Below are 21,137 nucleotides of genomic sequence, written 5' to 3'. Positions count from 1 at the left end.
AACGCGGGTCGGGAGTTCTACGGTGTGGTGGCACGCGGTGTGCGTGCACGCGTACCGGCCTGGGGGTGAGCGGTGCAGCGCAGACCCGTCGCCGTTCTCCTCGCCCCGCTGCTCGCCGGCGCGCTCCTGCTGCACCTCGGCCTCGCCTGCCGCTCCCCGCTCGACGCCGTCGCCGTCGCCGTCGCGCCCCAGGCCGACACCGCACCGCAGGCCGACACCGCACCGCACGCCAGCGCCCCGGCCGCCGTCGCCGCCCCGGCCGCCGTCGCGCCGCACGCCAGCGCCCCGACCGCCGTCGCCGCCCTGGCCACCGTCGCGCCGCCCGCCGACCTGGGCCCCCGGGCCCGCGCCGATGCCCGGTCCGGGGCAACCTCCCGGGCCGGCGGGCCGCCGCGCACCGGGCGGGCCGGGCAGGTCGCCCTGGAGGCGTACCGCCTCGTGACCACGCTCGCCGCGCACACCGGCCAGCCGCCGGACCCCACCGTCGTGCCCCGCTTCGACGGGAAGGCGTGCGGATCGGTCAGCCGCTCCGGGCGGGGCAACCAGGGCACCGACCGCCGCGACCCCGGGCCGCAGACCGGGTCGGCCCTGCCCGACGCCGCCGTCCGCCGGGGCAGCACCGCCGACGGGCGCCCCGCCACCGCCGACGCCGGACCCGACCCGATCCGGCTGAGCGTCCTGCGCTGCTGAGCGCCGCCAGCCGGCACCCGGCCCGCCCGCCGTCGCGGGCGGCGCACGGCCGGCGGACGGCGAGGACGTCCCCCGGCCCGTCGGGCACCTCCGCGTACGCCTGACCACCACGCGTCACCCACCGGCCGTCGCGCCGCCGACACCCGTACCCCCGGCCCGGCCGGCGGTGCGACCAGCCGGCGGCCGGCGTCGGTGGCCGACCCGTTGCCCGCTCGCCCCGCCTTCCCCGGATGTGAACGATGTCGCCTCCCGCCCTGCCCTGGCGCACGCTGCGCGCCGACCTGTCCGCCTCCGTCGTCGTCTTCCTCGTCGCCCTCCCGCTCTGCGTGGGCATCGCCGTCGCCTCCGGCGTGCCGGCCGAACTCGGCCTGGTCACCGGCATCGTCGGTGGCCTCGTCGTGGGGTTCATGCCCGGCAGCAGCATGCAGGTCAGCGGCCCCGCCGCCGGCCTGACCGTGCTGGTCGCCGAGGCCGTGGACCGCTACGGCCTCGCCGGCCTCGGCACGATCGTCCTGGTCGCCGGGCTGCTCCAGATCGGGCTGGGGCTGCTGCGGCTCGGCCGCTGGTTCCGCGCCATCACCGTGTCGGTGGTGCAGGGCATGCTCGCCGGCATCGGCCTGCTGCTCATCGCCGGGCAGCTGTACGTCCTGGCCGGCGTCGCCGCGCCGCACACCGGGCCGGGCAAGTTCACCGGCCTGCCGGGGCTGGTGGGCGAGGTCGCCACGTCCACACCGGCGCGGGTCTCGCTCGCCGTGGGCGTGGCCACCATCGCCGTGATGGTGGGCTGGGACAGGCTGCCCGGTCGGCTGCGGACGGTCCCCGGTGCGCTCGTCGCCGTCGTGGCGGCGGCCGGGGTGACCGCCGCGCTCGGGCTGCCCGTCGACACCATCGAGGTCGAGGGGCTGCTCGCGGCGATGCAGCCGTCGCTCGGGCACTGGGGCACCCTCGCGGACGTCGGGGTGCTGGCCACCATCGCCACGTTCACCCTGGTCGCGTCAGCGGAGAGCCTGTTCAGCGCGGCGGCCGTCGACCGGCTGCACCAGGGCCCTCGCACCGACTTCGACCGGGAACTCGTGGCGCAGGGCACCGGGAACACGATCTGCGGCCTGCTCGGCGCCCTGCCGATGACCGCCGTCATCGTCCGCAGCTCCGCCAACGTGCGGGCCGGCGCACGGACGAAGTCCTCCCGGGTGCTGCACGGGCTGTGGCTGCTGCTGTTCGCCGCCGCCGCGCCCGGCCTGATCGGGCTGATGCCGCTGCCCGCGCTCGCCGCCGTGCTCGTCCACGCCGGCGTCAAGCTGCTGCCGCTGCGCGCGCTGCCGCAGCTGTGGCGGGAACACCGGGGCGAGGCGGCGGTGCTGGCGGTGACGGCCCTGGCCATCCTCACCACCGACATGTTCACCGGCGTGCTCGTCGGCCTCGGTCTGGCCGTGGTGAAGACCGCGTGGGAGACCTCGCACGTCCGGGTCACCGTGCGCGACGCCGCCCTGGACGCTGTCTCGGCGCGGGGCGTCTCCACGGGCAACGTCTCAGCGCGGGACGTCTCGGTGGACGACGTCCCAGCGCGGGACGTCTCAGCGGGTGACGTCTCTGCGGGTGACGTCTCTGCGTGGGCTGTCTCGGTGGGCGGTGCGTCCGCGCGTGAGGTTTCCGCGCGTGATGCCGCTGTGGGCGACGCCGGCCCGGGGCCGGTCGAGGTCGCGATCACCGGGAACGCCACCTTCCTCCGGCTGCCCACCATCCTCACCACGCTCAACGAACTGCCGGCCGACCGGACCGTCCGGCTGGACCTGCGCGGGCTGCGGCACGTCGACCACGCCTGCCGCACCGCGCTGGACACCTGGATCGAGACGCACAACCGCAACGCGGGGGTGTCGGTGCACGTCGTCGCGCCGCGCCCGGCGGAGGACGACCGCCCCACCACGGTCGACGCGACGGACTGACCCCGGCCGGCCCGGCCCGCCGAGCCGGGCTCGCCCGGTCCTGGGCCCGCCGGGCCGGGCTCGCCGGGTCCGCCCGGCCCGGGGTGGGGTGGGGTCCGGGTGGGTCCGGGTGGGTCCGCCGTGTCGGCGACATGGGGGTATCCCGACCGGCCGGATGCCCCCATGTCGCCGACATGGCGACGGCGGACCCGGCGGCTGGCGGCTGGCGACGGCGGACCCGGCGGCTGGCGGCTGGCGGCTGGCGGCTGGCGGCGGATCGTCGGTGGTGTCTGGTTGACTCGGGCGTCGACCGAGCGACGATCGCGAAAGGGCAGACGACACCATGGGGACCTGGGGCAGTGGCAACTTCGACGACGACACCGCCGCCGATCACCTGTCGACGGTGACCGGGCGGCTGGTCGACGAGATCGCGGAGGCGATGTCCGGCGACCCGGTCAGGTTGGAGCCGGACGAATACTGGGGCGTCGTCGTCCCCTGCAATCTGGAGCTGCTGCACCTCATCGGCAGCCAGCGCCACGTCGGGGTCACGCTGCCCGACCCGGAGACCATCGCCGGCTGGAAGAGCCGGTACCTGGCCGTCTGGGACGAGACGATCGACGGCCTGGAGCCCAGCCCCGCCTACCGGGCGCAGCGGCGCGAGGTGCTCGTCCGCACCTTCGACCAGCTCGCCGAGCTGGCTTCGGCGGGCGGGGCATGAGCCGGAGCCGGCCCACCGTCAGCGCGCGGGCTCCCGGTTGAACAGCCGCCTCGACCAGAGGTAGCCGCCCAGCGCGATGGCCGCGCACCAGGCGAGCGCGAGCCACGCGTCGTTGCCGACCGGCTCGTCCATCAGCAGGCCGCGCAGGGTCTCGATGATCGGCGTGAACGGCTGGTACTCGGCGAACCAGCGCAGCCCGGCCGGCATCGAGTCGGTGGGGACGAACCCACTGCCGAGGAAGGGCAGCAGGACGAGCGGCATGGGCAGGTTGCTGGCGGTCTCGACGCTCCCGCTCACCTGGCCGAGCGCGACGGCCAGCCAGACGAGCGCGAAGGTCACCGCCGCCAGGAAGCCGGCCGCGGCCAGCCACCCGCCCGGTCCGGCGGCGGGCCGGAAGCCGACCAGCACGGCCACTGCGGTCACCACCACCACGCTGAGCATCGCCTGGATCATGCTGCCCAGGACGTGTCCGGTCAGCACCGAGACGCGGGCGATGTGCATCGTGCGGAACCGGGCGATGATCCCCTCGGTCAGGTCCATGGCGATGGTGATCGCCGTCCCCTGGACCGCCGCCGTCACGGTCATCAGGATGATCGCGGGGGCCACGTAGTTGGCGTACGCGGCCCGCCCGCCGGCCGCGCCGCCGGGCACCGCCCCGCCGAGCCCGGCGCCCAGCGTGCCGCCGAACACGTAGACGAACAGCAGCAGGAAGACGACGGGCATCGCGACGAGCGTCACGGTCATCGACGGGTACCGCAGCATGCGCCGGAGGCTGCGGCGCAGCATCGTCGCCGAGTCACGCAGCGGGTGGAGGCGCAGGGCCGCAGGGGCGGGGCCGGTGAGGGCGGGGGTGCTCATCGGATGGTCACCTTCTCGTCGGTGGGGCCGCCGGTGAGGGCGAGGAAGACGTCGTCGAGGTCGGGGGTGTGCACGGACAACTCGTCGACCTGGACGGCCTGGTCGTCGAGCCGGCCGAGCAGGGCCCTGAGCGAGCGCAGGCTGCCGTCGCTGGGCACCCGCAGGGCGAGGGCGTCGCCGTCGCGCGAAACCTGGCCGAGCACGCGCCGGGCCGCGTCGAGGCCCTGCTCGTCGGCGAACCGCAGGCGGACGTGCCCGCCGGGGATGCGGCGCTTGAGTTCCTCCGCCGTGCCCTCGGCGATCACCCGGCCCCGGTCGAGGACCGCGATCCGGTCGGCAAGCTCGTCGGCCTCCTCCAGGTACTGGGTGGTCAGGAAGATCGTGACGCCGCCGGCCACCAGGTCCCGGACGAGCTGCCACATGTTGCGGCGGCTGCGCGGGTCCAGCCCGGTCGTCGGCTCGTCGAGGAAGATCACTCGCGGGTCGCCGACCAGGGTCATCGCCAGGTCGAGCCGCCGCCGCATGCCCCCGGAGTACGTCGACGCCGGCTTGCGCGCCGCGTCGGTCAGGTCGAACTGTTCGAGCAGTCGGGCGGCGAGCCGCCGGCCCTCGGCCCGGGGCAGGTGGTGCAGGTCCGCCATCAGCAGCAGGTTCTCCTCGCCGGTGAGCAGGTTGTCCACGGCGGAGAACTGGCCGGTGACCCCGATCGCGGCGCGCACCGCGTCCGGTTCGCGGGCCAGGTCGTGCCCGGCGACCCGGACGTCACCGGCGTCGGCGGCGAGCAGGGTGGACAGGATCCGGACGGTGGTGGTCTTCCCGGCACCGTTCGCGCCGAGCAGCGCGAACACCGTGCCGGCCGGCACGGACAGGTCGACACCATCGAGTACGACCTGGTCGCCGAACGACTTCCGCAGGCCGGTCGCGGCGATCGCGGGCCGGGTTCGCGTACTGGACATGCTTGTTCTCTCCTCGGGCCGAAGGGGGTCAGGAGCGGTGGATGGTGATGTCGCCGTAGGAGGTGGCGGCGCGGACCTCGACGGTCTGTTCGGTCCCGCCGGGCCGGCCGGTGTTCTCCAGCAGGTTGCGCACGTGCCCGTACCCGGTGTTGACCTCCAGCCAGGCGGCGGTGCCCTCGGCGATGCCGACGTCCAGGTTCCCGGCGGCGGTGCCGAGCACGATCGCGCCGCGGACCACCTCGCCGAGCCGGATGCTGCCGTTGGACGTCTTCGCGTCGATGCCGGCACCGGCCCGCTCGACGTGGATGTCGCCGTTGGCCGCGCGCACCCGCCCGTCGCCGGTGACCGCGTCGATGCTGGTGTCGCCGTTGGAGTTCTTGACCGACGCGGCACCCTCGACCTCGCCGAGTTCGACCTTGCCGGAGCCGGTGGAGACCTCGGCGTCGCCCGCGACGGCGTCGACGGTGACGTGACCGACCCCCGTGTGCAGGCGCAGCGGGCCGGTCCGTTCGATCCGGACGTCGCCGGTGGTCCTGATCCGGCACTCGCCGAGCCGGCCGGTGCAGCGGACGTCGCCCATCACCAGGTGGGCGGAGAGCGGGGAACCGCTGGGCAGTTCGATGGAGACCTCCACCGACCTGCTCTTCTTGGAGAAGTCGAAGGTACGCTTCGGGCCGGTGACCTGGAGCGCGCCGTTGGCGTAGTCGACCCGGACCTGCGCGGCGGCCTGCACGTCGGACTCGTCGGTCTCGTCGCTGGGCCGGACCTCGACGACGGTGTCGGTCCGGTCGCTCGCGGCGACCCGCACGTGGGCCACGCCGATTTCCAGCGTGACGGAGATCGGTTCGGGGGTCTCGAAAGTAGGCATGGTTGTCTCCGCATCGTGGGTGGGTGGGTCGCCCCCGCAGGTCGGGGACGTGAGGCCGGGGCGGTGCGGCCCGGCGTGCTGCGCGGTGCGGCCCGGCCTGAGGTGCTGCCGCCCGTACGGCGTGGCGTGCTGCTACCCGGGGCGGCGTGGGGCGGGTGCCGCCCGGGCTGGCGTGGAGCGGTGCCGCCCGGGGCGGCGTGGGGCGGGTGCGGTCAGCGCACCCAGCCGGTGAAGCTCTGCCGGGCGCGCCTGCCGCTGTCGCGGGGCTCGGGGCGCTGGTCGTGGTCGGGTCGTTGCAGGGCGGCGGCGGCGGCGCGGACCAGCCAGGCGTTGACCGAGCGGCCCTCCCGCGCCGCCGCCTCCTCGATCGCGGCCTTGAGCTGCTCGGGCAGGCGTACGTTGATCCGCGCGGCGGGGCCGTCCTCGGCGATCGGCGGGACGGCGTCCGGTGTGCCGCCGCCCGTCGCCGCGACGCCTGCCGTGGCGGGCTGGAGCGGCTCGGCGGGCGGCGGGGTGACGACGAAGTCGGGGTCGCGCCCGCGCAGGCGCAGCTCCACCGACCCCGGGGCTAGGTCCCGGGTGATCTCGTCGGCGGCGGCCGAGAGCGCTTCCAGCAGGGTCATCCGGATCGCCGATTCCAGCGGCCCGGTCAGGCGCTCGACCAGCAACCGCGACTCGTCGCCGCCGGCCTCGGCGAGGGTGGCGAACTCGCGTCCGAGGTTGCTCACGTAGGAGGTCAGGTCCATGGCACCATTATGGCACATGAATGGCACACGAACAAGCCAACTTGGCACAGCAGTGCCGCCAGGCATGGCACCACGGCGGCATAATCGGATCGAACGAGCTTCCCGCGCCGCATAGGTTGGTGCCGTGACGACGACAGCGGGGGCCACGCACCGACGTACCCGCATCGGGCTGCTCCAGGTCTGCGCGGCCGGCGTCCTGTGGGGCACCGGCGGGCTCGTGGTCACTCTGCTGCACCGCCGCGACGGCCTCGGCGCGATGACGGTCAGCGCGTGGCGGATGGCGCTGGCCGCCGTCGCCCTGGTCGGCTTCGCCGTGGTGACCCGCCGGTCGGGCGTCGTGCTCGCGACGATACGCACCCACCCGGCGCTGGCCGTCGTGGTCGGCGTCGGCACCGCCCTCTACCAGGCCCTGTACTTCGGCTCCGTCCTGCTGGTCGGCGTGAGCGCCTCGACCGTCGTCTCGCTCGGGCTGGCACCGGTCCTGACCGCCGCCTGGGAGCACGCCGCCGCCCGGTCACGCCCGTCGCTGCGCGAGGTGGCCGTGCTGGCGGCGGCGCTCACCGGGCTGGTGCTGATCAGCGCGACCGCCGGACACGGCTCACCCGCCCCCGGCGGCCGGCCGGGGCTCGGGATCGTCCTCGCCGTCGCGTCCGGGGCCACGTACGCGGCGACGACGCTGCTCGGGCACACCCTGGCCCAGCGGGTCGACTCCGTGGCACTGACCACGTGCGCCACCGCCGCCGGGACGCTGGCGCTGCTCCCCTGGCTCGGGATCGCCCTCGCCGCGGGCGAGCCGGTACTCACGGCAGACCCCGCCTCGCTCGCCCTGCTGGCATACCTCGGGGTCGCGACGATGGCCCTGGCGTACGGCCTGCTCTACGCCGGGCTGCGGACGACGTCCGGATCGGCCGCCACGGTGGCCACCCTCGTCGAGCCGCTCTCCGCCGCCCTCCTGGCGGCGCTGCTCCTGGGCGAGCGGTTCACCGCACCCGCGCTGCTCGGCGGCGCCCTGATCCTGGCGGCGGTCGTCGCCCTCCAACCTGCGGGCCAGGACCGAACCGCCCCCGCAGCGGCAAGGCCCGGCCCGCCGCAGCCCGACGGGGCCGCCGGGCCGTGACCGCCGTTCTCGCTCCCCTCGTCGGCCGCGCCCGCGTGGTCCTGCTCGACTTCGACGGGCCCGTGTGCGGCGTCTTCGCCCGACACCCCGCCTCGGCCGTCGCCCACGAGCTGCGCCGGCTGCTCGCCGGCCGGGGCGTGCCCCTGCCGCCCGGGATCCGGCACGAGCCCGACCCGCTCGCCGTGCTGCGCTTCACCGCCACGCTCGGTCGCCCCGCCGTCATCCGCCTCGTCGACGAGGCGCTGACCCGCGCGGAGGTCACCGCGGCCCGCACCGCCGCGCCGACCCCGTACGGCCGGCAGGTCATCGTCGCCGCCCACCGCACCGGCCGCCGGGTCGCCGTGGTGTCGAACAACTCCGCCGCGTGCGTCCGCGCCTACCTGAGCGCCCATGGACTCACTTCGTACGTGCACCCGGTCGTCGGCCGCCCCGAGGGCGCGCCAGAGCGGATGAAGCCGGACCCGTACCCGGCGCTCGCAGCCCTGCGTGAGTTGGACGCCGAGCCGGCGGACTGCGTCCTGGTCGGCGACTCGGCCACCGACGTCGAGGCCGCCCACGCCGCCGGGATCGCCGCCATCGGGTACGCCAACAAGCCCGGCAAGCGCGCCCGGCTCGCCGCGGCGGACGCCACCATCGACAGCATGGCCGAGCTGGTGGCCGCCTTCGGCGTCGACTGACTGCGCGGCCGGTCAGCCCAGCGGCCCCCGCCCGTGCCGCCGCCGAGCCCCGGTCAGCCCGACGCTCCCGCTCGTGCCGCCGCCCGGAGAACGCCGTCGAGGCCCTCCTCGAACAGCAGGTCGTCGTCCCACCGGCTGTCGTCCAGGTGGCCGGAGGCGTGGAGGGTCGGATAGGTGTCGGCACTCGCGGCGACGTGCTCGCGGGCGGCGGCCCTCGCCCCGGGGTCCGCGTGCTGCCGCCAGGTGGCCTCCGTGAGCGACGCCCCGATGACGTAGTTGGCCAGCATCCGCGTGGCCACCGTGAGCCCAAGCCCGCCACAGCCGCCGCGCACCAGCGCCGCCTGGAGGAACTCGGTGCGGGCCAGGACGTTGGGCCCGAGCATCGGCCGCCCGATCAGCCCCGGCGCCCAGGGATGGCGCAGCATCGCGGCGCGCCAGGCACGGACGAGGACGCGGGCGTCCTGTCGCCAGTCGTCGGTCACCTCGGGGATCGGCACGTCGCCGAAGACCCCGTCGACGGCCAGGTCCAGGACGTCGTCCTTCGTCTTCACGTGCCAGTACAACGCGGTGGCCGTCACGTCGAGCCGTTGGGCGAGGCGGCGCATCGTCAGGCCCTCGATGCCGTCGGCGTCGAGCAGGGTCACCGCCGCGCCCACGATGCGGTCGAGGGTCAGCGGCGGCTTCCGCCGGGCGCGCGCCGGCTCCGCGCGCAGCCAGACGGGCTGCGGCGTGCGGCCGCCCCGCCGCCCGCCGGGCTCCGTGGTGGTCATGGCGCCATTCTAGTACGGTGGACAGGCAATTTAACGTTGGTAAGTTGGGCTCGGAATCGGGGAGAGGGTCGCGTCATGCCTCTGCTGCGGGTCCACCTTGACAGCGACCGGGTCACCGCCCGACGCATCCTGCAACTGCACCAGGAGGGCAAGACCCACCACGAGTCGCGGGAGGCGGCGCGGGACGCGGTGTGGCGGCAGGGCCGGACGCCGGCCGGCGAACCGGTCTTCGTCGGCATCACGAACGGCCGCCGGAATGTGCAGCTGCTCTACGACGTCGAGGTCTACTCCGACACTGCACCCTGAGCGCCCGCCGGGAGGCGAGGCCCCCCGCCTGGAGTCAGGCTAGGTCCCCGCGCTTGGCGGCGATCCACGCCTCGACGTCCTCGGCCAGCCAGACGTTGCCCATCTGGAGCGTGGCCACCGGCTCAGGGAAGTCGCGCCGGCTGGTGATCTGGTAGACGCGCTGCCGCGAGACGCCGCCGAGCATGGTCCGGATCTCGCCCGAACCCACCAACCGCAGCTTCCTACCCATGTCGCTGACGCTAGGCAGGCGTCGACTGGGCGTGTGTCAACTTGATGGACGACTAGCTTCCTCTCACTCTAGTCGCTTACCCTTGATGCATGACTAGGTTCAAGTGGTTCCAACGCCCCGACCAGCCGGTGGACTACGTGGCCGGCTCGCCGGCCACGAGCAGGTGCAACCCGGAGGCTCAGACGTGGATCGGTCGAGCCGTGGTCCCCAACCCAGGGCGGCGGCCACTGATGGCCAGGGTCGGCGCTGGGCGTTCGGCGCAGACGCTCAAGCGGCTCAACCAGAGGTGAGCGGTGCCGATCCCCCAGCGGCAGCCAGAGCCCCCGTTCGCCGCCCTGATGGCCGGCTACGTCGTCGACTTCCATCACCGTTCCGTCTGCTCGAAGTGCTCCGACGACGGATGCCCGCGCCTGGCGGCAGCCGGCGAGACCCTGCGCGCGTGGCGGGACCGGAAGAGCCGACGTGAAGGCCCGTGACGTGCTGCACCTGACCCGGGCGGCAAGCCCTCAGTTCGTACGGCCGACCTTCCTCCGCCTCATCAAGGTCCGCACCGAACTGCACACGTACGCCGGCTGGATCTGGCTCGACGGCTACCAGCTGGACGAGAGGGACGAAGCCGTGGCCCGGAGGGAGTTGTACGTGTTGGAGGCAGCCGTCAGGTTGCTGCGCACTCCTCGCAGCAACAGCGGCCACGGAACACGGAGAACCGAAAAAAGCACCAGCTCGGAGCCCCGATCAAGGCGCTGAGCTGGTGGGCGACGGACGAGTCGACCTGTACGCCGGATTCTGTGCCCGGCGCATGCCCCTCGCGGGCCACGCGCCAGCGGCGGCCATCCATCTAGGCCTGCCGTCGCCGGCAGGCTCCAGCGGCCTACCCGCAGACATCGGGCGGGCAGCCCTCAGGCGTCTGCGCAGGTCGTCATCTTGCGGTGACGGCCCATTTTGGCCTTGCTCCGGGTGGGGTTTACCGAGCCATCCCGGTCACCCGGGATGCTGGTGGGCTCTTACCCCACCGTTTCACCCTTACCGTCCCCGTTGGGGCCGGCGGTCTGTTTTCTGTGGCACTGTCCCGCGGGTCGCCCCGGGTTGCCGTTAGCAACCACCCTGCCCTGTGGAGTCCGGACGTTCCTCGGCGACGGGCACCTGGCCCGCCGACGCGACCGCCCGGTCGACTCGTCCGTCGCTCCCCCATCCTAACGACCACACCCCCGCGCCCATTTCGCGGCCTTCCGGGCTGGGCCGCCGACGCCATGTCGGCGACATGGCGGGGTCCGGGGCGTCGGGATACCGCCATGTCGCCGACATGGAGATGATCAAGAGGACGGGCGGGCAAGAGGGCGGGCGGCGGGCGGGGCGGCCGGGCGGGCTAGCCTCGGCGACGTGGAACTCTCCGACGCCGCGCTGCTGGTCACCGCCGGTCTCGCCGCGGGCACGGTCAACGCGGTGGCCGGCGGCGGCTCGCTGATCACCTTCCCGGCCATGATCGCGGCGGGCCTGCCGCCGGTGCCGGCGAACGTGAGCAACTCCGTGGCGGTGTTCCCCGGGTACGTCGCGAGCGTGGCGGGCAGCCGCACGGACCTGCCGCGCGGCCGGGCGCTGTGGGCGCTGCTGCCGACCACGGTGGTGGGCACGATCGTCGGGTGCCTGCTGTTGCTGGGCACCCCGGCGCGGGCGTTCGAGCTGGTGGTGCCGTTCCTGGTGCTCGGGGCGACCGCCGTGCTCGCGTTCCAGGATCCGCTGCGCCGCCTCGTCGGGCATCCGGCCGAGTTGGGGCCGCGCCGCCGTACCGTCACCGTGCAGGCCATGGTCGCGGTCGGCGCGGTGTACGGCGGCTATTTCGGCGCGGCCCTGGGGGTGATGCTGGTGGCCGGTCTGGCGCTGGTGCTGGACGCGACGCTGGCCCGGGTGTCGGCGGTGAAGAACCTGCTCTCGGCGACGGTGGGGCTGACCACGCTTGTGGTGTTCGCGCTCTTCGGCCCGGTGAACTGGGCGGCCGTCGCGGTGGTGGCCCCGGCGACCCTGGTCGGCGGCTACGTCGGCGCGCGGCTGGTGCGCCGGCTGCCGCCGGTGGTGCTGAAGACGCTGATCGTGGCGTTCGGCACGGCCATCGGCCTGTACCTGCTGTGGCGCGCGGTGCGCTGAGCCGGCACCGCGCGCGAACCGGCTCAGTACGCCTCGCCGACCGGTTCCTCCGGGGCGTGCTCGTTGCGCGCGGCGGCCCGGTTCCAGCGGGCCCAGAGCACCCGCTCGCCGTGGCCGGCGGCCATCCGGTGGGCGGTGGCGAGGTAGACGAGCGCGCCGGCGGCGAGGACGCCGAGGCCGACCCAGAAGGGCAGGGCCGGCCCGTGCTCGGCGAGTTTGCCGGAGATGATCGGGGCGGGCGCGGCGGCGCCCCAGCGGACCAGGTTGAACGCGCCGGTGGCGACCCGGCGGTCGGCGGCGCCGAGGCCGAGGGCCAGGTCGGTGAGGTTGGCGTTGGCCAGGCCCATGAACAGGCCGGCGACGACGAGCACGACCAGCGACATGGCGGTGCCGGTCGAGGTGGCGAAGAGGACCATGCAGGCCAGCAGGCCGGCGACGGCCACGCCGACGGTCTGCACCGCGCCGATGCGGTGGGCGAGCCGGTGGCCGACCACGAGGATGCCGGCGGCGAGGCCGAGGCCCCAGCCGGTGAACGCGAGGCCGAGCGGGATGACGTCGAGGCCGAGGAAGAGCGGCGTGTAGCCGAGCACGACGAAGAAGACGAAGTTGTAGGCGGCGGTGACGGCGCACAGGGCCACGAACGCGGGCCGGCGGTAGGTGGCGAAGATCGCGCCGAGGCGTACCCGAGGTTGGGGGTTTGCCGGCTCGCGGAGCCGGCGGGACGCGACGGCGAGCGCGAGGACCATGAAGATCCCGCAGACGAAGAACGGCAGTCGCCAGCTCACCTCGCCGAGCAGGCCGCCGAGCAGCGGGCCGACGGCGAAGCCGAGGCCGAGCGCGGTCTCGAAGAGGCCGACCACCCATTCGCGGTCGTTGGCGAGGTTGACCAGCACCACCATGGCGGTGGCGAAGAACATGGCGTTGCCCAGCCCCCACACGCCGCGCAGCACCGACAGTTGCACGATGTCGTTGCTGAACGAGGCGCCGATGGCGGCCAGGCCGACCACGGAGACGCCGGTGATCAGCACGGGCTTGAAGCCGAACCGGCCGCTGGCCAGGGTCGCGGGGATCATGCCCAGGGCCATGACCGCGATGTACGCGGTGAACAGCAGCTCGACCTGCCAGGCGGTGACGCCGATGGCCTCGCCGATGGCGGGCAGGATGGGGTCGACGACGGCGATGCCGGCGATGGCGAGGAAGGCCACCAGCGTGGTGGCGTAGATGGCACTGCGGTGGGGTTCGTTGCGCCGGTCCACTCCGCCTCCCAGATAGCTGTATCGTACAGTTAGTTTCCCTGTATCCTACAGCTATGAGCGAAGACAGCACTGCGGAAGGCACTGCGGAAGAGGTCACACTCGGGCGGATCGAGACCGAGGTGGCGCTGCTGATGCGACTCGGCGAGGCGACCCGGCGCGCCACCGGCACGGCCGAGCACCGGGTGCTGGACCGCGCGGCGTACGTGATCCTGCGGCACCTCGACAGCGCCGGCCCGCAGAACGTCTCGGCGCTCGCCGCCCGGCTCAACCTGGACGGCTCCACCGTCACCCGGCAGGTCTCCGCCATGCAGCGCGACGGGCTGATCGCCCGCGCCCCCGACCCGAGCGACGGCCGGGGCACCGTCGTCTCCCCCACCCCGGCCGGGCTGCAGCGCATGGCCGCCGTCCGGGCGGCCCGCACCCGGCTCTACGGCGACATCCTCGCCGACTGGGCCCCGGCCGACCGCGACACCCTGGCCGACCTGCTGCACCGGCTCAACGAGGCGCTGGAGACCCGCACCCGCACCCGCCGCTGACCAGCGCGCCGGGCCGCCGCCGAGCGCCCGCGCTCCGCTCCCCCGCTGCGGCGGGCGCGCGCCTGGCGGCGGCTTTGTTAGAAGGTGCCCCTGTACAACAGAAAGCGTTAACAGGGGCCCCTCCTTACGCCACCGGTTCCGGGGCGGCGTCGGCGTCGCGGGCCGGGCCCGGGGTGACGCGCGGGTCGCCCTCGTCGGCGAAGTAGTCGTCCGGCGTGGTGCCGTCGCGGCCCGCGTCCACCTTCGCCGCCCGCAGGACCAGGGTCACCAGGGCGGCGACCAGCAGGTTCACCAGCACCGCCACGATCCCGACGTAGATCGTCTTCTTCGTGTCGAAGCCGAAGTCGCTCAGCGGGAACGCCGAGCCGCCGAAGTGGGCGCGCTTCGTCGCCGGGTTGGGGATCTGGTAGAGCATCCACATGCCCAGCCCCATGCCGGCCGCCCAGCCGGCGATCAGCGCGCCCCGGTAGAACCAGCGGGTGTAGAGGCCCAGCGCCACCGCCGGCAGCGTCTGGAGGATGATCACGCCGCCGATGAGCTGCAGGTCGATGGAGAACTGCGGGTCGAGGAAGACGATGCAGGCCACCGCGCCGACCTTCACCACCAGCGAGGTGATCTTCGAGACGTTCGCCTCCTGGGCCGGGCTGGCGTCCCGCTTCAGGTACTCCTTGTAGATGTTGCGGGTGAACAGGTTCGCCGCCGCGATCGACATGATCGCCGCCGGCACCAGCGCCCCGATGCCGATGGCCGCGTACGCGACCCCGGCGAACCAGTCGGGGAACTGCTGGTCGAACAGCACCGGCACGACCGTGTTCGCGTCCGCGCTGCCGGGCGTCGCCCCGGGCAGCGGCTTCACCCCGGCCGCGATGGCCATGTAGCCGAGCAGCGCGATCAGCCCGAGGACCAGGCTGTACGCGGGCAACGCCGACATGTTCCGCTTGATCACGTCCCGGTTCCGGCTGGCCAGCACGCCGGTGATGCTGTGCGGGTAGAGGAACAGCGCCAGCGCCGAGCCGAACGCCAGGGTGACGTACTGGAGCTGGTTGTTGGCGTTGAGCAGGATCCCGTCGTTGGGGTTCTGCGCCGTGGCCTGGAACTTCGCCTCGGCGGCGTCGAAGATCGAGCCCCACCCGCCCAGCTTCTGCGGCAGCCAGAGCACCGCCACCAGGATCACCACGTAGATCAGCGTGTCCTTGACGAACGCGATCAGCGCGGGCGCGCGCAGCCCCGACTGGTACGTGTACGCGGCCAGGATCGCGAACGCGATGATGATCGGCAGGTGCCGCGCGAGGGCGCTCTCGCCGGTCACCCCCATGGTCTTGAGCACCGCCTCGATGCCGACGAGCTGCAGCGCGATGTACGGCATGGTGGCGACGATGCCGGTGATCGCGACGACCAGCGCCAGCACCGGCGAGTCGAACCGGCTGCGGACGAAGTCGGCGGGGGTGACGAAGCCGTGCCGGTGCGACACCGACCAGAGCCGGCACAGCACCAGGAACACCATCGGGTAGATCACGATCGTGTACGGCACCGCGAAGAAGCCCATCGCGCCCGCGCCGAACACCAGCGCCGGCACCGCCACGAACGTGTACGCCGTGTAGAGGTCACCGCCGACGAGGAACCAGGTGATCCAGCCGCCGAAGCTGCGCCCGCCCAGCCCCCACTCGTCGAGGTGGGCCATGTCCCTCGGCGCCCGCCACCGGGCCGCCACGAAACCCATGACGCTGACCAGCAGGAACAGCACCGTGAAGACGACGATCTCGGTCAGGTGGTCCCGCCACATCACCGGACCTCCTTCGTTCGCGACTGCGGGGCTCGCAGGCCCGGCTCACTCCTCGCGCTCACCGGTCACCCCGCTTCTTGGTCAGCTGGTAGACGAGCGTGGTGGTGGCCACGCCGAGCAGGATGTAGGCCAGTTGCAGCCAGTAGAAGCGCGGGAACCCGAACACGCGCGGCGAGTCGGCGTTGAAGAACACCGGGATCAGCGGCACCGCGATCGGGACGAACAGCAACCAGTTCCAGGGGCTGCGGTCCTTCGCCCTGGACGACGCCGAGCCGGGTTCCTCCGGTTCGGATGCGGTCATACGACACACCTCCGGTGGTCTTGTCTCCCCATGACGGCCGGACGTTACGACCCGGTGACGGGCGTCACGTTCAACCGACGCGGGGCGGTGCGCCGAGCGGGCCGCCGGGTGCGCCGAACGGCATGCCCGTCGATGTCCCGCCGGTCGCGGGCAGACGGATCAGGCGGCCGTCCCGTCGGGACGGCCGCCTGATCGCGGTGGGTCAGAGCGCGGCGAGGTGGGCGGTGTCGTTGACCGAGCGCACCGCGACGCCGCCGTCGGACCACCGGTCCAGCACCGAGATGCCGGCCGCATCGAGGTAGAGCCGGTGCAGGAACGCGTCGTCGGCGGCGAGGGCCTCGCGCAGCACCAGCTTGATCGGCGAGACGTGCGAGACCACCACCACGGTCTCCCCGGGGTACGCCTCGACCAGCGCGTCCGTGGCCCGGGTCACCCGGGCGGCGACCTCGGTGAACGACTCCCCGTCGGGCGGGGCGACCCGGGTCGAGGCGAGCCAGGCGTCCAGCTCGCCCTGCCAGCCGGCGCGCACCTCGGCGAAGGTGCGCCCCTCCCACGCCCCGAAGTCGCACTCGATCAGGTCGTCGTCGGTGCGTAACGGCACGGTGCCGCGCAGCGCCCCGGCGATCGCCCGCGCGGTGGCCGTACACCGGGACAACGGCGAGCTGACCACGGCCGCGACGGCCGGGGCGAGGGCGGCCACCCGGGCGGCCGTGGCCCGCACCTGGGCCCGGCCCCGGGCGGACAGCGGCACGTCGCCGCGGCCGGAGTAGCGGCGCTGCTCGGTGAACTCGGTCTCGCCGTGGCGGACCAGGATCAGCCGGGTCGCGGTGTCGCTGGGGCGCGGCTCCCAGGAGGCGGGGGCGGTCGCCGGGTCGGTGCCGGCCCGCCGGGTGGCGGCGCGGGCGGCGGCCTCCCGGGCGAGGGCGCGGGCGGGCGAGTCCGGTGCGGCGACCTCGCGGGGCGGCTCGGCGGCAGGCCGGGCCACCCCGCCCGCGTCGGTCTTCCGGGCCTTCCCGCCGGTGGCCGCCGCGTCCATCGCGGCGTTGGCCAGGGCGTCGGCGTGCCGGTTGCGCTCCCGGGGAATCCACTGGAACCGCACCGCCGCGAACCGGCCGACCAGCGCCGCGGCCTGCGCGGCGAGCGGGCGCAGCCCCGGGTGCTTGATCTGCCAGCGGCCGCACATCTGCTCGACCACCAGCTTGGAGTCCATCCGGGCGTCGACCTCGGCCGCGCCCAGCTCGGCGGCGGCCTCCAGGCCGGCGATCAGCCCCCGGTATTCGGCGACGTTGTTGGTGGCCGTGCCGATCGCCTCGGAGCGTTCGGCGAGCACCTCGCCGCTGGCCGCGTCCCGGACCACCGCGCCGTAGCCGGCCGGGCCGGGGTTGCCCCGGGACCCGCCGTCGGCCTCGACGACGACCGCGCGCACCGCCATCGGAGCTACAGCCCCGACTCGTTGGTGCGGACCATGATGCGGCGACACTCCTCGCAGCGCACCACGTCGTCCGGCGCGGCCTTGCGGATGCGGGCCATGTCCGCGCCGTAGAGCTCCAGCCGGCAGCCGCCGCAGCGCCCGCCGGTGAGCAGGGCCGCGCCGAGCCCGGTGTCGGCACGGATCTTGTCGTAGAGGGTGACCAGCTCCGCCGGGAGGTCACCGGCGAGGGGCTGACGGGACTGCCGCTTGAACTCCTCCTCCTTGGCGATGTCGGCGAGGGCGTCGTCGCGACGCCGCTCGGCCGCCGCCCGCCGCTCGCGCGCGTCGGCGGCCCGCCGCTCGATCCCGTCGAGTACGCCCTGGGCGGTCTCCCGCTGCTCCATCAGCTCCAGCTCGGCGTCCTCCAGGTCGCTCTGCCGGCGGTTGAGCGAGACCAGCTCGTGCTGCAGCGCCTCCAGCTCCCGGGCCGGGCCGCTGCCGGCGGCCAGCCGCGCCTCGTCCTTGCTCTTGCGGGCCCGGACCTGCTCGACGTCCTTCTCGATGCGGGCGATGTCGCGGTCCAGGTCGTCGACGGCGACCTGGGCGCGGACCCGCTCGTCCTCCAGCGCGGACAGCTCCCGGGCGAGGGTCTCCAGCTCGGCCAGCTCGGGCAGGGTGCGGCGGCGGTGGGCGAGCTGGGCGAGGGTGGTGTCGATCGCCTGGAGGTCGAGCAGGCGGCGCTGGACCTTCGGGTCAGCCTTCACGTCGGGGCTCCTTGTCGTCCGCGGCGGGGGCGGGGTCGGCGGGGTCGGCGGCGGGTCCCGGGGCGGTGCCGCCGGGCACGGTGCGGGTGGCTGCCGGGGTGGCAGCCGTGGGGGCGGCGGCGTGCACCGTCCACGGGTCGGTGTCCAGGTCGGACACGATGGTCTCGACGCCCAGCTCGGCCCGCAGGGCGGCGGCCAGGTCGTCGAGCCAGGGCCGCTCGGTCGCCCAGTGGGCGGCGTCCAGCAGGGCGGGGCCGCCGGCGGCGAGGTGCTCGCCGGCGGGGTGGTGGCGCAGGTCGGAGGTCAGGTAGGCGTCGACGCCGGCCGCGGTCGCCGCGCCGAGGAACGCGTCGCCCGAGCCGCCGCTGACCGCGAGGGTACGAACCATACGCCCGGGATCGCCGGCGGCGCGAACGCCCCAGGCGGTGGCGGGCAGCACGGCGGCGGCGTGCCGGGTCAGCTCGGCGAGGGTCATGGGCCGGGGCAGCTCGCCGATGCGGCCGATGCCCCGCCCCGCGCCCGCGGCCGGGGAGCCGGGGGCCGGCGGCTGCAGCGGGCGCAGGCCGGTCAGCCCGAAGCGGGCCGCGAGGGCGTCGGAGACGCCCGGGTCGGCCACGTCGGCGTTGGTGTGTGCCACGTACAGCGCCACGTCGGCCTTGATCAGGTCGTGGACGATGCGCCCCTTGAACGTCGTCGGGGCGACGGACGAGACCCCGCGCAGCAGCAGCGGATGGTGGGCGACGATCATGTCGGCACCGGCGGCGAGGGCCTCGGCGACCGTCTCGGGGACCACGTCGACGACGCAGGACACCCGCCGCACCCGGGCGGTGGGCTCGCCGAGCACCAGCCCCACCCGGTCCCAGTCCTCGGCCCAGGTCGTCGGGTAGCGGCGCGCGAGCGCCGCCACCACGTCGGCCACGGTCGTCGGCTGCGGCGGTGTCGCGGTTGTGCTCACGGCGGGCCAGCTTACCGGCGTCGGCCGCGCGTCACGGCCTCGGCGGTGGACAGGGGCCCCTCGGCTCACGGAATCCGCTGACAAGGGGCCCCTGCTTCCCGGCTGGGCTCAGGCTGCCGGGCTCACCGAACAGCGCAGGCCGCGTACGGCCGCCAGGACGGCGGCCCAGGGGAACGTGTGCAGGTGGTGCTCGCCGGTGCCGGGCGGGTGCAGCGGGAGGACGTGGTCGCCGAAGAGCACGTCGACCCCCCACTCGCCCAGTCGGGCCAGGCTGGCCCGGAAGGCCGGGTGCCCGGCCATCGCGACGTTGGTGAACGGCACCGCCACGATCGGCACCCCCTTGCCCTGCCCCTCGACCAGCAGGCCGAGGGCGAGGGTGTCGGTGATCCCGGCGGCCCACTTGTTGACCGTGTTGGACGTCGCCGGGCAGACGACCATCGCGTCGGCCGGGGGCAGCACGTCCGGGTCGCCCGGGTTCTTGTAGCGGCTGCGGACCGGATGACCGGTCTGTCGGGCCAGCGCCGGCCGGTCGACGAACTTCGCGCCGTCCGGCGTGGTGACCACGCACACGTCCCAGCCGTCCTGCTGGGCCAGGTCCACGAGCCGGCCGACGTGGCTGGCCAGCGGCGACCCGCAGGCGATGACGTAGAGCACCTCGCGGCGCTCGCTGCTGCGGTGCGGGTCGGTGGTCCCGACCCCCGCCGCGCTCATACTCCCACTCCCATGTGCTCAGCCAACTCCGCGATCAGCGAAGGCGGCGCACCCCTTGTGCGACGCAGGACGTCCGACATCACCTCGTGGGCGATGGGGCGGCAGCGGATCTCCGAGGGGGCGAGCCGGTCGCCGCGCAGCAGCATCTCCCCGGCGTTGGCCACGTCGCCGATCTGGGCGAAGCCCCGGGCCAGGTCGAGCAGGTGGTGGGCGCGGCGCTCGGGCAGCAGGGTGTTGAACATCGGCTCGGCGATGCGCTGGCGATGGACCTCCACCGCCCGCCCCCCGTCGCCCAGCTCGACGGCGGCGGCGGCCCGGTGCAGCTCCACGTTGGTCGGGCCGAACGACGTCCAGTAGTGGTTCTGGTCGCTGCCGAGCTGCAGGGCCGCCTCGTGGGCGCCGTTGATCAGGTCGTCGACGGTCGCGGAGTCGCCGAGCCGGGCGGCGGCCATCGCGCCCTGCAGCAGCAGCAGCCCGTAGACGGAGAGCCGCCCCGGGTCGCTGTCGTTGTCGCCGCCGGGGGCGAGCCGGTTGGCGATGGTGAGGTTGAGCTCCAGCGCGGGGCGGGGCCGGCCCATCGCGACCATCGCGTTGCACACCCGGGTGGTGGCGATGCCGGCCAGCAACGGGTCGTCGGCCCGCTGGGCGACGGCCATCGACCGGTCGGCGGCCAGCCAGGCCAGGTCGCACTCGCCGAGCTTGCGCAGCACCGAGGAGGCGATCTGGTAGACCTGGCCGAGCAGGTGGGCCGCCTCCCGGGAGTGGTCGCCGTCGTGGCCGGCGTCGGCGGCCTGGGCGTCGCGCAGCAGCTTCGGCAGCGCCCGGGTCAGCATCCCGTAGCGGCCGTACTGGTAGGTGAGCCAGGCGTGGTTGACCGCCTTGCGCATGTCCATCAGGGGTGGCGGGAACGGGGCCGCGTCGAAGTAGGCGCTCATCGAGTCGTACCGCTCCAGGGCCGCCCGGATCTCCTGGACCTCGACCTGGTCGATGCAGTTGAGCGCGTCGGCGCGGCGTTCCGGGTCCTTGCCCAGCAGCAGCTGCACGTCGACTTCGAGGATGTAGGCGATCTCATAGAGGACGGAGAACTTGTCGAGCCGGCGCACCCCGCGCTCGACCTTGTCCACCCAGCTCTTGGACTTGCCGAGCCGGTCGGCGAAGACCTGTTGGGACAGCTTGCGCCGTCCGCGCCAGTAGGCCACCCGCCGGCCAATGGGTAACTCGTCCATCTCCCCATCCCTCCCCTGCCGGGGCCCGACCGGCCACCGGCGGCCGCCTGCGCGGGTGGCGCGGCAGTCCGTTCGTTCTCAGGTTTTCGCTGGTCGCACAGCCTGTACGTCGGCCGTACGGGTGACCCTCATAGCTTTCGTGCAAGTTGCACCAACCGTTCCGTCAGGTCAACGACGGCGGCCTGCGGCAGTGAC

Annotated in this window: 23 protein-coding genes and 1 other RNA gene; 9 read left to right on the top strand and 15 right to left on the bottom strand. The window is 74.2% G+C overall.

The window, feature by feature from the left end:
- Positions 1-72 precede the first annotated feature (72 nt).
- The 3 genes from TK50_RS23060 to TK50_RS23050 all read left to right on the top strand — a co-directional run bounded on the left by TK50_RS23060 (position 73) and on the right by TK50_RS23050 (position 3,330).
- Positions 73-690, top strand: coding sequence for a hypothetical protein (locus tag TK50_RS23060; protein WP_043967057.1), 618 nt, complete (start codon positions 73-75; stop codon positions 688-690).
- A gap of 239 nt (positions 691-929) precedes the next feature.
- On the top strand, positions 930-2,633 hold the full coding sequence (locus TK50_RS23055; protein ID WP_082106526.1) for a SulP family inorganic anion transporter: 1,704 nt from the start codon (positions 930-932) through the stop codon (positions 2,631-2,633).
- A gap of 322 nt (positions 2,634-2,955) precedes the next feature.
- Positions 2,956-3,330, top strand: coding sequence for a DUF4259 domain-containing protein (locus TK50_RS23050; RefSeq protein WP_043967055.1), 375 nt, complete (start codon positions 2,956-2,958; stop codon positions 3,328-3,330).
- Between the two features lie 18 nt (positions 3,331-3,348).
- Here the strand turns inward: TK50_RS23050 and TK50_RS23045 are convergent, their stop codons facing one another.
- The 4 genes from TK50_RS23045 to TK50_RS23030 all read right to left on the bottom strand — a co-directional run bounded on the left by TK50_RS23045 (position 3,349) and on the right by TK50_RS23030 (position 6,758).
- A complete protein-coding gene (locus TK50_RS23045) occupies positions 3,349-4,188 on the bottom strand; it encodes an ABC transporter permease (RefSeq protein ID WP_043967053.1) in 840 nt (279 codons plus the stop codon).
- Complete coding sequence (locus TK50_RS23040) at positions 4,185-5,144, bottom strand: daunorubicin resistance protein DrrA family ABC transporter ATP-binding protein (RefSeq protein WP_043967051.1); 960 nt, start codon at positions 5,142-5,144, stop codon at positions 4,185-4,187. Before TK50_RS23040 ends, TK50_RS23045 begins: the two co-directional genes overlap by 4 nt.
- 28 nt (positions 5,145-5,172) lie before the next feature.
- Complete coding sequence (locus tag TK50_RS23035; RefSeq protein ID WP_043967049.1) at positions 5,173-6,012, bottom strand: DUF4097 family beta strand repeat-containing protein; 840 nt, start codon at positions 6,010-6,012, stop codon at positions 5,173-5,175.
- Between the two features lie 212 nt (positions 6,013-6,224).
- A complete protein-coding gene (locus tag TK50_RS23030; protein WP_043967046.1) occupies positions 6,225-6,758 on the bottom strand; it encodes a YlcI/YnfO family protein in 534 nt (177 codons plus the stop codon).
- Between the two features lie 124 nt (positions 6,759-6,882).
- Here TK50_RS23030 and TK50_RS23025 point away from each other — a divergent pair, with 124 nt between their 5' ends.
- Positions 6,883-7,875 carry a DMT family transporter gene (locus TK50_RS23025; protein ID WP_043967045.1) on the top strand — a complete coding sequence of 331 codons (993 nt, stop codon included), beginning with the start codon at positions 6,883-6,885 and terminating at the stop codon, positions 7,873-7,875.
- Positions 7,872-8,552, top strand: coding sequence for an HAD family hydrolase (locus TK50_RS23020; RefSeq protein WP_043967043.1), 681 nt, complete (start codon positions 7,872-7,874; stop codon positions 8,550-8,552). Before TK50_RS23025 ends, TK50_RS23020 begins: the two co-directional genes overlap by 4 nt.
- Positions 8,553-8,605: 53 nt before the next feature.
- Here the strand turns inward: TK50_RS23020 and TK50_RS23015 are convergent, their stop codons facing one another.
- Positions 8,606-9,322 carry a TetR/AcrR family transcriptional regulator gene (locus TK50_RS23015; protein ID WP_043967040.1) on the bottom strand — a complete coding sequence of 239 codons (717 nt, stop codon included), beginning with the start codon at positions 9,320-9,322 and terminating at the stop codon, positions 8,606-8,608.
- Positions 9,323-9,397: 75 nt separating this feature from the next.
- Here TK50_RS23015 and TK50_RS23010 point away from each other — a divergent pair, with 75 nt between their 5' ends.
- Entirely contained in the window at positions 9,398-9,628 is a 231-nt protein-coding gene (locus TK50_RS23010) for a hypothetical protein (protein ID WP_043967039.1), read from the top strand.
- A 34-nt stretch (positions 9,629-9,662) separates the two neighbouring features.
- Here TK50_RS23010 and TK50_RS23005 read toward each other — a convergent pair whose 3' ends face one another.
- Positions 9,663-9,857, bottom strand: a complete 195-nt coding sequence (locus TK50_RS23005) for a helix-turn-helix transcriptional regulator (protein ID WP_199486127.1) — start codon at positions 9,855-9,857, stop codon at positions 9,663-9,665.
- A gap of 462 nt (positions 9,858-10,319) precedes the next feature.
- On the opposite strand from TK50_RS23005, the gene TK50_RS23000 reads away from it, so the two are divergent.
- Positions 10,320-10,604 (top strand): hypothetical protein, encoded by a 285-nt coding sequence (locus TK50_RS23000; RefSeq protein ID WP_043967034.1) that lies wholly within the window; start codon positions 10,320-10,322, stop codon positions 10,602-10,604.
- A 12-nt stretch (positions 10,605-10,616) separates the two neighbouring features.
- On the opposite strand, the gene rnpB is transcribed toward TK50_RS23000, so the two are convergent.
- Positions 10,617-11,033, bottom strand: an RNA gene (gene rnpB / locus TK50_RS32460) — RNase P RNA component class A.
- A 204-nt stretch (positions 11,034-11,237) separates the two neighbouring features.
- Between rnpB and TK50_RS22995 the strand changes: the two genes are divergently transcribed.
- Positions 11,238-11,999 carry a sulfite exporter TauE/SafE family protein gene (locus TK50_RS22995; RefSeq protein WP_043967032.1) on the top strand — a complete coding sequence of 254 codons (762 nt, stop codon included), beginning with the start codon at positions 11,238-11,240 and terminating at the stop codon, positions 11,997-11,999.
- A 23-nt stretch (positions 12,000-12,022) separates the two neighbouring features.
- On the opposite strand, the gene TK50_RS22990 is transcribed toward TK50_RS22995, so the two are convergent.
- Complete coding sequence (locus TK50_RS22990) at positions 12,023-13,255, bottom strand: MFS transporter (protein ID WP_043967030.1); 1,233 nt, start codon at positions 13,253-13,255, stop codon at positions 12,023-12,025.
- Positions 13,256-13,308: 53 nt separating this feature from the next.
- Here TK50_RS22990 and TK50_RS22985 point away from each other — a divergent pair, with 53 nt between their 5' ends.
- Positions 13,309-13,791, top strand: coding sequence for a MarR family winged helix-turn-helix transcriptional regulator (locus TK50_RS22985; RefSeq protein ID WP_043967028.1), 483 nt, complete (start codon positions 13,309-13,311; stop codon positions 13,789-13,791).
- A gap of 124 nt (positions 13,792-13,915) precedes the next feature.
- Here TK50_RS22985 and mctP read toward each other — a convergent pair whose 3' ends face one another.
- From mctP to TK50_RS22950, 7 genes are all read right to left on the bottom strand, one after another.
- Positions 13,916-15,574: a monocarboxylate uptake permease MctP gene (mctP, locus tag TK50_RS22980; protein ID WP_043967026.1), complete on the bottom strand. Its 1,659-nt coding sequence runs from the start codon at positions 15,572-15,574 to the stop codon at positions 13,916-13,918.
- 58 nt (positions 15,575-15,632) lie between these two features.
- The gene (locus TK50_RS22975) at positions 15,633-15,875 is read right to left on the bottom strand and encodes a DUF3311 domain-containing protein (protein ID WP_043967023.1); all 243 of its coding nucleotides are present in this window, start codon (positions 15,873-15,875) and stop codon (positions 15,633-15,635) included.
- Positions 15,876-16,077: 202 nt separating this feature from the next.
- Complete coding sequence (locus TK50_RS22970; RefSeq protein WP_043967022.1) at positions 16,078-17,307, bottom strand: bifunctional RNase H/acid phosphatase; 1,230 nt, start codon at positions 17,305-17,307, stop codon at positions 16,078-16,080.
- Between the two features lie 5 nt (positions 17,308-17,312).
- Entirely contained in the window at positions 17,313-18,050 is a 738-nt protein-coding gene (locus TK50_RS22965) for a zinc ribbon domain-containing protein (protein WP_043967021.1), read from the bottom strand.
- Positions 18,040-19,005, bottom strand: a complete 966-nt coding sequence (locus TK50_RS22960; protein ID WP_043967020.1) for a Nif3-like dinuclear metal center hexameric protein — start codon at positions 19,003-19,005, stop codon at positions 18,040-18,042. Before TK50_RS22960 ends, TK50_RS22965 begins: the two co-directional genes overlap by 11 nt.
- A 108-nt stretch (positions 19,006-19,113) precedes the next feature.
- Complete coding sequence (locus TK50_RS22955) at positions 19,114-19,716, bottom strand: flavoprotein (RefSeq protein ID WP_043967019.1); 603 nt, start codon at positions 19,714-19,716, stop codon at positions 19,114-19,116.
- The gene (locus TK50_RS22950) at positions 19,713-20,942 is read right to left on the bottom strand and encodes a helix-turn-helix domain-containing protein (protein WP_043967018.1); all 1,230 of its coding nucleotides are present in this window, start codon (positions 20,940-20,942) and stop codon (positions 19,713-19,715) included. The genes TK50_RS22955 and TK50_RS22950 overlap by 4 nt, the downstream gene beginning before the upstream one ends.
- Positions 20,943-21,137: the final 195 nt, after the last annotated feature.

This window comes from Micromonospora haikouensis, from assembly GCF_000876225.1.
In the GTDB taxonomy this organism is placed as follows: domain Bacteria; phylum Actinomycetota; class Actinomycetes; order Mycobacteriales; family Micromonosporaceae; genus Micromonospora; species Micromonospora haikouensis.
This window is presented reverse-complemented; position numbering and strand designations above follow the sequence as displayed.